The organism is Oscillospiraceae bacterium, assembly GCA_031265355.1.
Lineage (GTDB): Bacteria > Bacillota > Clostridia > Oscillospirales > UBA929 > JAIRTA01.
Window position 1 is genome coordinate 1 of sequence record JAISCT010000025.1, and the last position, 12,844, is coordinate 12,844.

The following is a 12,844-nucleotide window of genomic DNA, read 5'->3' on the forward strand; positions in this document are numbered from 1 at the left end:
AGGCCGCCCACATTCCCTACTATCAGCACCCTTGAGTGCTTCGGATACGTATTGTTCTCGTTGCTGGGCGGCGCACCAATCCCGGGCTCCGCGCTCCCGCGGTGGTATGTCACCGTCACGGGCGCCGCCGCCGTCCACACCGCGTACACCGTCTTATCCGTCGCAATCTGCAGTATCTTTTCCACCACAGGTCCCGCCGGGTTCTCCGACCAGCCGGCAAAGTCGTACCCGGTCACCAGCAGTCCGCCCACGTTCCCAGGCAGTTCCACATCTGTGTGCTTTAGGAAGCTCAGATATATCGCGTACAGGTCGCCTTCCGGCACCGTGCCCCCTACTTGGACTCCGTCGCCGGGAACATTCGCCACGTACGTCACCGTCTGGTAGAGCAGCGGTCCTTCCGACCACGCCGGGTACAATGTGTAGTTCTGCGCGATGTCCGCAATCCGGCCGCTGCCGTCCGCCAAGATGGCAATCGTGCCGCCCTGCGTCAGCGCCCAGCCCGCCACGTCTCTGCCGATTTGATAGAGCGGTTCGAAGCTCGGCGCCACGCCCGTGTTCGCGGACACCGTCACCGTCTCGTGTTTCCGATAGGTCCCGCCCGCCGGCGCGTCGCCGCCGCTCGCGTCGCCGCGCCGGTATTCGACGGTGTATGTGAGCGGCTGCTGCGGATTGGCCGGGTCGCCCGGATCCCCTGTTCCCGGTACGCCGTTCCATATCGCGTACACCGTCACATCCTCCGTGATGTCCGCTATCTGTGTGACCACTGCCGTCGGGCCCGGCTTCCGTGTCCATCCGCCAAAGTCGTACCCCAGCACCACTAGGTCCGCCGCAGGCGCCGCCAGTGCCGCCGTTGTGTGAACCAGATGGCTCGTCGGGTTCGGCACATGCCCGCTCTTCTGCTCCGCCCCACTCGGCAGATTCAGATCGTATGTCACCGTCACCCACGTCGTGTCCGTGCTGAACACCGCGTACAGTTCCTCATCCGCCTGAATGTCCCTCAGTACCCCGCTCGTCGCGTCGCCAGGTCTGAACTCCGGCGTCGTCGCACTCGCGCTCCTCGCCCAGCCCACAAATTCCTTGCCCGCCAACGTCAAGTTCCCCGTGTTCCCCAGTATCGTCACATCCGCATGCTTCAGATATGGGCTGTTGCTGTCTGTCGGCACTGTGCCGCCCGTCGCCGCGCCCGCGTAATATATCACAGAGTAACCGCCGGGCTTTGGGTCCTTGCGCCACATCGCGTTCAGTTCCTCATCCTTCGTGATGTCTACGATCTGGGTAATCACAGTGCTCTCGCCGACGCGCGCCCAGCCTATGAAATCGTACCCCAGCATCACCAGCGGCCCTGGGTTCTGTGTGTTGCCCGCACCCATGTTCCCCGCCAGCTGCACCGTCACGTGGCTGTCGTAACGATTGCCGTCAATGGGAACTCCGCCGCTTTTGTAGACGCCGGACTCCGGATCGTTTCTAAAATATTGCACCCCATAGTTCGCGGCATCCCCAAACACAGGATACAACCTCAGGTTCCCTTCTACGTTGTACAGGTCAGTGTTTGACAATGCATTCACGACACTGCCGCCCTCAGTGAAGGACCAACCCATGAATTCATATCCATACTTCACCAGGCCGCCCAAGCCGCCCGCGCCCACATTCCCCAATATCCTCACCGTTGAATGTTTCGGATAGGGAGAATTCCCATCTTCGGGAGGCACGCCAATCCCAGGCTCCGCACTTCCACGGTAATATGTCACCGTGATGTCTGCCGCTGGTCTCCACACCGCGTACACCGTGGTGTCCGTCGCGATCCGTAGGATCTTCTCCTCGGGCGCCACCGCATTCGGTGTCGTCGCCCAGCCGGCGAAGTCGTACCCCGTCACCACAAGCCCGTTTGTATTTCCGGGCAGTGTCACGTCGGAGAATTTCTCAGCTTCAGTAACATCCGGCACGGCGCCGCTCATCCGCACGCCATCCGCGGGCAGATTCGCGTCGTAGAACACCTTTACGCGCTCCGCGCCCGTCCAAGTCGGATACAGATCCGCATCGACCTGTATCTCTTGAATCTGAGAGCCGACGGCGTGCTGGAGCGCGCCTCCGGATGTGCCGGACCAGCCCTCAAACTCGTACCCAATGCGGTACAACGGCGGCACTCCCACATTCCCGAGAATGGTAACATTCTCATTTATGAGATATTGCCTGCTGTCCGTCGGCGGTGCGCCGCCCGTCGCGTTGCCCGCGTGGTATGTCATCGTGACGGTGGTCGGCGGGTCGACGGGATTATCCTGCCAAATCGCATACACTTCCGTATCCACCTGGATGCCATCGATTCGGGTGATGACACTCGTCGCCGGGGCATCCGGACTCAGCGCCCAACCCTTGAAGTTGTAGCCCAGCAGCTTCAGACCGCTGCCGTCTGCCAATGTGACATTCGTATATTTGGTATATGTCTCGGAAGCGGGAAATGCAGTACTGCCCGGCGCCTCTTGTGCCGGCTGACCGTTGTAAACCGGCAGGTTCTGATTGTATTTCACTGTGACGTCCTCGGCCCACTTCACATAGAAGTCCAAATGGCCCGTCGTCACATCTTTGACTGTCACGTGCTCATCCTCGCCCACCGGCTGCGTAAGCGCCGCGTCTTTGTACCAGCCGTCGAACACGAAGGCCGGAAGCGTCGGCTCGGCTGGCGCCAAGATGATGTCCGGCGTCAGGATGGTATATGTCTCAGGATTGGGATGCGTGGCCTCCGCCGGTTCTAAGTTGTGATACGTGATGGTATACACATCCGGCGTGTCGCCATCGCCCCACATGGCGTAGAAGTCCCTGGCGCCCGTCTCACCATCGGGAATCGCCGGAACGCCCGCCGGCACGGTGAGCTGGTTGTCTTCGTACCAGCCGGTAAAGGTGTACCCCAAGCGCCCGCCGGCGGGTGTGAGCGTGACGGGCGTCGTGTTCCGGCTGTAACTCACGGGGTTCGTGTGCGTGCCCATGTCGCCGCCCACATTGTAGTAGCTGATGACGTACTCCTCCGGCTCCCCGTAAGTGAAAACTACGCGCATGTCATCGCTCGCCGGCACTGCCACCGCGTATTGCCCATTTCCGAGAATCGTCACTCTGCCGCTGGTCGCGGCGGACAGCTCTTCCAAACTGTCCGCGGTGACATCCCACGAAACGCTCTCAGACGTATTGGGTGTCAAGACCGTTACTTCCGTGCCTTTGAGCGAGACACCGGTCAGCCAGTAGTCCCCAATGCGCTCGGCCGGCGCGCCGAACGTGTAGGGCTGCGGCGTAACGTTGTACATGGATGTGGGGCCAAACGTCGTCGGAGTCGGCGTGATGTCCGCGGGGAGCCCCTCGTACACCACCTGCATGGCGCCACGCTGGTAGGCCACCTGCGGAACCTCGAACATACCTATCTTCGTCTGATTGTACACATTCGTATAAGCGGCATGCGTGACACCATTGGTCGTCAGTACCTGATTGGCGGAAGCGTTTGGGTTGCTCAGCCGCACGCGGTATTTCAGCGTCGCCTGTTCGCCGCCGATACCGCTGACCGAATCCCACACCAGCGCCGGGGTGCTGTCGAAGACGGTGTCTAAGATTGTCATGTTAACTTTGCCCTGCGACACCGTGACGTAGGACGTCACATTGAGTAAGTGCGTCGTCGGTATGGTCTGCCCATTGGTTCCCACAAAGTAGAACCCTTGCCCGACAGGATCGACCACCTCGCTCCTCTTGATCGTCGTGATGAGCGAGTCGCCAATGCTCTGGAAAACACCGTCCAGACTGGCGCTGTTGTTTGCGGTGGTGTAAAAACCCGCGTTCTGTATCTCCTGCAGCAACGCCGAAGCCGCCTGGCTGGTGCCGTAGCCAATGGTGATCAGGTTCGCGTTTTCCCCCTCGTTTTTATAGGCGGTCGCCTCATTTCTCACCTCTTGCGCACCCGCCGTACCGCCCGTCGGCGCACCGTCCGTGAGCACGATCATATACTTGGTCGAAGCCGGGTTGTACACCGTCCCCGTAGGGGTGTAGTAGCTGGTGGCAGTACCCGGGTGGAACAGCTCGGAACGGGAGAGACTCATCCCCCGCTGGATATACGTGGAGCCACCGCTGGTCATGCTGTCGATCGCAGCCACCAGCGCCGCCACATTGGCGGCGTTGCTCGTGCTGTTGTCCCGCACCACCCGGAGCGGAGACAAAATTCTGGTGCTGGTGTCGCTGGCGGAGGCAAACTGCACCACACCAACGCGGATGGTGCCCGTCAGCTGCGCGCTTTGAGACAACATATTCGTCAGATTCTTGGCCGCGTTCTTCACCGCGGTGCGCCCGGCAGAGCCCATGGAGCCGGAGTGGTCCAGCGCCATCATCACGTCCAGGTCGACAATGTTCTGCCCCGACTCGCCCGACAGCGACACCGTGATCTCCCATGTGTCGTCGTCCAGCCTCTGGGCTGTCTTGCTCAGTATTGGGTCCGGAGCCACCTGTACGAGCGGACGATAATATACCGTCGTCGAGTTCAGCTCCGCCGCCTCAATGTGCAGTGACGAAGGCTGCCCGTCGATCCGTTCATAGTTGCCAAGGCGCAACGGATAGAAGGACACGTTGCTGCCCAGTAAGGCCGTGCCCGTCTGCGGAAACGCATACCCCGCGGGGAAGAGCCCCTCCGCGGGCACCTCATCTCCGTTCTCCGTGATCACTTTGTAGTCGATGGCATACGCGTACCAGTCGAAGACCGCGACAACCTTTCTCCCCAGGAAAGTAAAATATGTGGTGTTGACGGCGGTCGCGCCGGAATAGCCGCTCGCGCTCACGCTGGAGAAAGAACTGTTGGCCGCCAATGTTCCCGTCACTGAGAAATTTGCTTTATTGGGATTTTCAAACTTCGTGCTCGGCGCCGCGTACGCCGAACCCTCGGTGGGAACGACGGCGGCGGGCGCGGTCGCCCACATGCTCAGATTTCTTCCTGTAAACGAGAACGGCTTGCCGGCCGCAAAGGTAAACGCCCGCGCGCTCGCGTTGGCGCTGCTGTTGTAGACCAAGAAGGTATTGGGGTTATTGATGGTAAACGCGTATGGAGCGGCGCCCGCGGCGTACACCGCGGGGAGGCCGTTTGTGTTGGACTCCGCCGCCACAATGAAGTTGGCGCCGGCTCCCACTGTGACGGGGCCGTTTACGCGCAACGCGCCCGTGGAGGCAATATTGCCCGTCGTGCGCAGATCGAATGTGGCACCGGCGCCGACCACCAAGCCGGTCAGATTGCCGGACGTAAAGCGCTGGTTGCCCCGGTAGGTAAACGAAGCGTCGCTTTCTACCGTGATCCAAGGCGCCGCGACAAACAGACCTGTCGCACGGTAGTCGCGTATAGAAACGTCCGCGTCCGTACGCGCGGTGATTACCTCAAAACCGTCAAACATGGCGGACGACGTCGAGCTCACGTTTACGCGGGTGATGGATACCTGACCTTGGAAAAAGAGCTCGCCTTGGAGAAGATTGCTGCCGTTGTCCACCACGTGGTCAGCGGACTCCGAACCGCTGGGCTGCGTAATCGTAATGTTCACCGGGTTGCGGCTGCCGTCTAAAATGACGTCCGACTCGCTGGAGAACGTCGCCAGCTGCGGCCCCACAAACGTCAGCCCGTCAAAGACCATCGTGATCACGCGGGTGCTGGTCGCGTTGAAGATTCCGGAATTGCTGAGAAGCGCCGGTACGTTCCAGTCACGGTAGGTGACCTGCGTCAGCGTGCTGTTTGCGGTGGTACCCGCAAACCGGATTATATTGTCACTTGCCCTGGTGCTGCTGAAAGAATGACCCTTGGCGTCGACCATGAGCTCGGGGCTGACCCTGGTCGGAGGAACGGTGATTCTCGCGTCTGTGTTGCTGCTTCCCGTATATGAGAGGTTCGCGCCGAACTCTATGTAAGAATACGCCGTGCTCTCCAGCGCCGCCTTCAGGGCCGCGTACGTGTAGACCACGACGGACTGACCCACAGCCTGGGGATTCACCGGATTCGCGATGGGCTCCACACCTGCCCAGCTGCCGGCCGGCGCGTCGAAATAAAAATCAACCGCGCTGCCTGCGATGTCGCCCACGTTCACCGTCCGCGCCTGCGCCGCACCCGACCGGCTCGTGTTCAGTGTCCAGGCGGCACTGATACCGGCTGCCAAGTAATAAGAAGCCGCATTGATCGCCGTGAGCTCGACCAGCTGCTCCGGCGTGAGGAACACCGTGTATACCGGAGCCGTCCCGCTGACGTTGCGGTAGAAGCTGACGTACACCCCGTTCTCCGGCGCGCGCTGCAACAGGTCCGCCGACACAAAGTAAAAAGCGAGTTCTTTGTCTTCGTCGAAAAGAAGCTCATAGACGCCGAGCACCGTACCGGACCGCTCGTCGTCCGCCTCATAGCCAAGCAGACTGTACTCCGTCTCCGGGTCGAGGTCTTTCACATTGACGGACTCGGTCGCGCCCCGCGCCCCTGTCAGCGTCTTGGTGAAGACCAATGTGTCTTCCAGCGCGCCGATTTCTTCGTTTTGAGAAGTTATGTACCAGCGGGCCGTGACTGTCACCGTGTCGGCCGGCGTTTCGGCTTCGGCGGGCTCGCCCGCCTCGACAGGCTCCGTCTCGCTTTCGACAGGTTCCGTTTCCTCTTCGACAGGCTCCGTTTCAAGAGGCTCTGTCTCAACCGTGCCCTCGGCCGCCTCGCCGCCCTCGGTACCTTCCGTACCTTCAGCAGGCGCAACGTCCTCGGCAGGCGTCCGGCTCTCGTCGCCTTCGACACCCTCGGTGCTCGCGGGCGGCGTCTGGTCCTCTTCCTCCGGACTGTCCTCTCCGGACTGTGTCACGCCCGCGTCCACCCCGATGTCTGTCCCGTCGGAAAGAATCTCCGACCCGGACTCGTCGGGCGCCGCCAACGCCACCTGGGCCAGCGGCGTCGCAAAGAAAGTGAGAATCATGACAAAGGCCATGACCCACGCTGTCAATTTCCTTACACGCCCAAAGCTCGTATTCCGGTTACCCATCTGAACTCACGCTCCTCATGAATTTAGCCAACACACCGCGTTTCCATGACCGCGGATGTATTCGTTAATTTTGGGAATTCTTTTTCTTTACGTGACAACACGCACGCCGCCCCTCTCTGGGCTTGCGCGCATTTCACGCGCCCATTGTACCAGACTCTTTGCCGTTTGTAAATATTTTTTTGCGGTATTTTCTCAATCTTTTTTTGCACTTTATCACGATGCCCTGGCCAACCGGCCTTTACCCGCGCCCCATCGGAGTCGCCAATCACTTCTGTCACAATGGTTTGATGGTTTTATGGAAACTTATGCATCGCACCGAGAACTGTTTTCGCAATCGGGCGCCGCCCAGGACGAATTCCACGCCCCCATGTGATAGTCTTATCGATGATAGGCTTATTATAATCCCTGTCTGCGCATTTTTCTACTACCTTTATGGGTCGTTTTGAGACTTTTTCTTTACTTTTTCCCATTTTTCTCTATTTTTTTATCCAAAGCAATCCAATATTCACTACTTCTTTCCTTTTCCCACTGGCCGCCTTTTTCCCACTGGCCGCCGCGCCACGCGGATGGAGGCCTTCCGAAGCGCCGTCGCCGGCTCATGCGCAATGTGTATATTTCCCCCATTTCTCATGGGTTTTTCTTCATTCTCATTTTTAACAATTCCTTTATTTTACTATTTTTCTATTTATATCCATTTTTGACGCGCGGATAAACAACCCTCGCGCGGGGGTGTCGCGACGTCTTTTGCGACTTCCTTTTTATTGGTTCTTTTGTGCGGGAATTTTTGGATTCTCCAAATGGCCGCCGCGCCCTCCTTTCGGGGGCGGCGGCGGCGTGTTCAGCCCTCAAAAGAACCCCCGTGGTGTAAAGTGTTTTTACTTGTCGTTTTTTGCGTCACCCCGTGTGCGCCCCGACCGCCGCGCGGGCACGGCTCCGGACCCCCGGCTGCGGCGCCTCTTTTGCCTTCCATTTCTTGATTCTCTTGTGTTGGAATTTTTATCCTCGTTTCTTCGCAAAACCGCACGCCCTGCTCTGCTCTCCCCTGCTCTGTCCACGGCACTGCCGCCGTCTGTCCGCACCGCGAAAATATGTAAAGTATTTTTACTTTACACCTCCCCCGCCGACGGCAGGATTGACAATGGATAATTGACAGTTGATAATTGACAGTTGATAATTGCTTCCCATTTGTGAGCAATCCATCCATTCGCTTCTCCGGTGGATGGATGGATTGCTATTATATAAGGTATCCCTCCGGACAATCGTCAATTGTCAATTCTCCATTATCAATTATCCATTATATAAGGTATCTCCCCGGACAACCGTCAAGCGTCAACTATCCGCTGTTTTTGGTGATATCGCTGTTTTCATAGGTCCGGAGGGCAAAAGGGTTTCGACAGAAACGAAATTGTGATATACTTATCCGACCAGATCTTTTGCGGACAGCCGGGCGGCGGAACGCCGCTCCTACAGGCAACTGCCAACCGGCAAGCAATTGGAGGTGTTTTTATGAGCGTGGTACGGGATATGGGGCTCGCCGAGGCGGGCCGGCAAAAGATCGCCTGGGCCGCCTCCTTTATGCCGGTGCTGGCCGGGCTGCGGGCGGAGTTTGTGCGCACCCAGCCTTTCGCGGGCCTACGCATCGCGCTGGCGATCCACTTAGAGGCGAAGACCGCCTGCTTCGCGCTGGCGCTACGCGACGGCGGAGCGGCGGTGGCGGCCACCGGCTGCAACCCGCTCTCCACCCAGGACGACGTGGCCGCGGGACTCTGCGCCGAGGGCGTCGACGTGTACGCGCTGTGGAACGCCGACCCGAAGACGTACGAGGACCACCTGGCCGGGGCGCTGGCCTTCGGACCCCACCTCGCCCTGGACGACGGCGGCGACCTGACCGCGCTCCTCCATGGGGCCTGCGCCGACCGCGGCGGCGGCCTCGTCGGCCTCACCGAGGAGACGACGACTGGCGTGCACCGGGCCCAGGTCCGGGCCAAGGCCGGTCAGCTCCGCTTCCCGCTGCTCGCCGTGAACGACGCCGACTGCAAACATCTCTTTGACAACCGCTACGGCACCGGCCAGTCCACGTGGGCGGCCATCCTGCACACCACCAATGTACAGGTCACGGGCAAAGCCGTCGTCGTGGCCGGCTACGGTTGGTGCGGGCGCGGCGTGGCGCGGCGGGCCGCCGGGCTGGGCGCGCGGGTCATCGTCACCGAGATCGACCCCATCAAGGCTCTTGAGGCCGCGATGGACGGTTTCTCTGTTATGACAATGGACGAAGCCGCACCCCACGGCGACTTCTTCATCACGGTCACGGGCTGCCGCCGGGTGATTACGGCGCGCCACATGGCGCGCATGAAGGACGGCGCGATTTTGGCCAACGCCGGCCACTTTGACGTGGAGATCGACCTGGCCGACCTGGCCGACTTGGCCGCACGGCGCGAGACCCGACGGGCCGGCGTCACCGGGTATTTTCTCCCGGACGGACGCGTGTTGAATCTGCTGGCCGAGGGGCGGCTCGTAAACCTCGCCGCTGGCGACGGCCACCCGGCCGAGATCATGGACATGAGCTTTTCGGTGCAGGCGCTGGCCCTGCGCCACCTGGCTCGACACGGTCGCGCGCTGACCCCCGGCGTCTACCCTGTCCCCCGTGCGGTGGACGAGGAGGTGGCGGCCCGCAAACTGCGCGCCTCTAGCCTCTCGATCGACGCGCTGACACCGGACCAAAGGGCCTATTTGGAACAATTCTGATTGGAGGATTCTCACTTATGAGACGCAAGATCTTTACCTCGGAGTCGGTCACGGAGGGGCACCCGGACAAGGTGTGCGACCAGATCTCCGACGCGATTTTGGATGCCATCTTGGCGGAGGACCCCGTGGCGCGTGTGGCCTGCGAAGCCATCGTCACCACCGGCATGGCGCTGGTGATGGGGGAGATCTCCACAAGCTGCTATGTGGACATCCCGGCGGTCGTGCGCCGGACCATCCAACGGGTCGGGTACGACCGCGCGGAACTCGGCTTTCATCACCAGACCTGCGCCGTCCTCACCTCGATCGACGAACAGAGCCCCGACATCGCGGTGGGCGTGGACAACGCCCTCGACAGCCGGGACTCCGTGGACGGTGACGACCGCACCGGCGCCGGGGACCAGGGGATGATGTTCGGCTTCGCCTGCGACGAGACCCCCGAGCTGATGCCAGCGCCCATCGCGCTGGCACACGCGCTCACGCAGCGGCTGGCCGCGGCGCGGCGCAGCGGGGCACTCCCCTTTCTGCGCCCCGACGGCAAGAGCCAGGTGAGCGTCGTCTATGACGATATGGGCCGCGTGGCCCGCTGCGACTCTGTAGTGGTCTCTACCCAGCACGACGACGTCGGCATCGAGACCGTGCGCGAAGGGGTCATGGAGGCCGTCATCCGGCCCGTCATCCCCGCGGCCTATCTCGATCATGAGACAAAGATCTTCATAAATCCCACCGGGCGCTTCGTCGTGGGCGGCCCGCAGGGCGACGCGGGCCTCACCGGCCGCAAGATCATTGTGGACACCTACGGCGGCTACGCCCGCCACGGCGGCGGCAGTTTCTCCGGCAAGGACCCCACCAAAGTGGACCGGAGCGCTTCGTACATGGCCCGCTACGCCGCAAAGAATCTGGTGGCCGCCGGCCTCGCGCGCCGCTGTGAGATCGAGGTGGCCTACGCCATCGGCCTTTCGCACCCCGTCTCTATCCTCGTCGACACCTTCGGCACCGGCGCGGCGGACGACAAGACCCTGTCCGGGCTCGTCGCGCGGCACTTTGACTTCCGCCCGGCGCGGATCATCAAGACGCTGAACCTGCGCCGGCCTATTTACAGCGCGACGGCGGCCTACGGCCACTTCGGCCGCGCCGATCTGGACCTGCCCTGGGAGCGGACTGATCTGGCGGAGCGCCTGCGCGCCGACCTTTAGCACTTTGTTGCCGCGAAGCGGCAACAAAAAACAAGAATTTGGGTTGTGGGTTGCAGGTGCAACCCACGTTAGATTTCATCCGGGAGGGATATGCCATGGAACATATCTGCGTAGTGGGGCTCGGGTACATCGGCCTGCCCACCGCCGTCACCCTGGCGCTGGGCGGCTTTTCCGTGTGCGGCGCGGACATACAGCCCGCCGTCGTCGAGACGTTGCGCACGGGGCGTGCACCCATCGCCGAGCCCGGCCTTGACGAGGCGCTGGCGGCGGCGCTCGCCTCCGGACGGCTGACGTTTTCCTGCGAAACGCCCGAGGCCGACGCCTTCATCATCACGGTACAGACGCCGCACCTCACGCGAAGCGACGGCGTGCGCGCCGCCGACCTGCGCTTTGTGGAATCGGCCGCGCGCGACGTGGCCGCGCGGCTGAAACCCGGCAATCTCGTCGTGCTGGAATCCACCGTGCCGCCCGGTACCTGCCGGCGGCTGGAGGCCTGGCTCGCCGCGGGTTCGGGCCTCGCCGCGGATGAATTCCACGTGGCCCACTGCCCCGAACGGGTCATCCCCGGCCGCATCCTGCGGGAGCTGGCGGAAAACGACCGCATCGTCGGCGCGCGCACCGAGGCCGCCGCGCACCTGGCCTGCGGCCTCTACCGCCGCGTGGCCACCAAAGGCCGCCTCCGCGTGGCCGACGACATCACGGCCGAGATGTGCAAGCTGGTGGAAAACACGTTCAGGGACGTCAACATCGCCTACGCCAACGAGCTGTCGCGGGTGGCGGACAAACTCGGCATCGATGTGTTCCGGCTCATCGAGCTGGCCAACTGCCACCCCCGGGTAAACATCCTCTCCCCCGGCGTGGGCGTGGGCGGACACTGCATCGCGGTGGACCCGTGGTTTATCCACGGTCTCTTCCCCGACGATACGCCGCTCATCGCCGCAGCCCGGCGCGTCAACGACCAAAAACCCCTGCTCGTGGCCGACGCCGTGCAGCGCCGGCTTTCCCCCGGCGCGCGCGTGTGCGTGCTGGGTCTCGCCTACAAGCCGGACATCGACGACCTGCGGGAGTCGCCGTCACTCACGCTGTGCCGCGCACTGCGGGCGCGGGGCGTCTCGGTCGCGGCCTGCGAGCCGCACGCGGCGGCGGTCGTGGACGGGTTTGACAACGTACCGTTCGAGGCGGCGCTGTCGTATGATTTTCTCGTGCTGGCCGTCGGCCACACGCTGTTTAAAGAGCGCCGCGCCGACATCGCCGCCCGGCCTCACCATGACTGCGTAGGAATTCTCTCAAATGATAAAGCAGGAATTCTTTCAATTGATAAATAGGAGGGCGCTTGGATGAACGAAGAGATCCGCCAAATGGCCGCGCGTATTCGGGAGCTGCGGGAGATCTGCGGGCTCTCGGCGTCGGAGCTGGCCGCGGAGCTGAACGTCCCGGAGACGGTGTACAGCGGGTATGAAACAAGCGGCGAGGACGTGCCGATCTCGGTGCTCTACCACCTCGCTCATCGTTTCGGCGTGGACTTAAACGAACTGCTGATCGGGGCCGCGCCCCACCTCGTCACTTACTCGGTCGTTCGGCGGGGGGAGGGCATGAGCGTCGACCGCTACCCAGGCTACCGCTTCCACAGCCTGGCCCACACGTTCAAGCACAAGATGATGGAGCCCCTGCTCGTGACCGTCGACACCGAGGACAAGGACCCGGCGCTCGTCACCCACGCCGGGCAGGAGTTCAACTTCATCCTCGAGGGGGTCGTCGAGCTCATCTTCGCGGACAGACGCATCCGTCTCACGCCGGGGGACAGTGTGTATTTCGACCCTTCGCACCCCCACGGTCAGCGCGCCGTCGGCGGCCGGGCCCGCTTTTTAACCGTTATATCTGAATAGGGGGAGCTTGGGT

The 12,844-nt window shown here is 61.8% G+C and carries 5 protein-coding genes; 4 read left to right on the plus strand and 1 reads right to left on the minus strand.

The window, feature by feature from the left end:
- Window positions 1-7,007: InlB B-repeat-containing protein (locus LBK75_03565; GenBank protein MDR1157371.1), on the minus strand; the 7,007-nt coding region annotated here is incomplete at its 3' end.
- A 1,506-nt stretch (window positions 7,008-8,513) separates the two neighbouring features.
- Here LBK75_03565 and LBK75_03570 point away from each other — a divergent pair.
- From LBK75_03570 to LBK75_03585, 4 genes are all read left to right on the plus strand, one after another.
- The gene (locus tag LBK75_03570; GenBank protein ID MDR1157372.1) at window positions 8,514-9,752 is read left to right on the plus strand and encodes an adenosylhomocysteinase; all 1,239 of its coding nucleotides are present in this window, start codon (window positions 8,514-8,516) and stop codon (window positions 9,750-9,752) included.
- A gap of 17 nt (window positions 9,753-9,769) precedes the next feature.
- Window positions 9,770-10,945 carry a methionine adenosyltransferase gene (metK, locus tag LBK75_03575; GenBank protein ID MDR1157373.1) on the plus strand — a complete coding sequence of 392 codons (1,176 nt, stop codon included), beginning with the start codon at window positions 9,770-9,772 and terminating at the stop codon, window positions 10,943-10,945.
- A 95-nt stretch (window positions 10,946-11,040) separates the two neighbouring features.
- Window positions 11,041-12,270 (plus strand): nucleotide sugar dehydrogenase, encoded by a 1,230-nt coding sequence (locus LBK75_03580; GenBank protein ID MDR1157374.1) that lies wholly within the window; start codon window positions 11,041-11,043, stop codon window positions 12,268-12,270.
- A 12-nt stretch (window positions 12,271-12,282) separates the two neighbouring features.
- Window positions 12,283-12,831 carry an XRE family transcriptional regulator gene (locus LBK75_03585; protein MDR1157375.1) on the plus strand — a complete coding sequence of 183 codons (549 nt, stop codon included), beginning with the start codon at window positions 12,283-12,285 and terminating at the stop codon, window positions 12,829-12,831.
- Window positions 12,832-12,844: the final 13 nt, after the last annotated feature.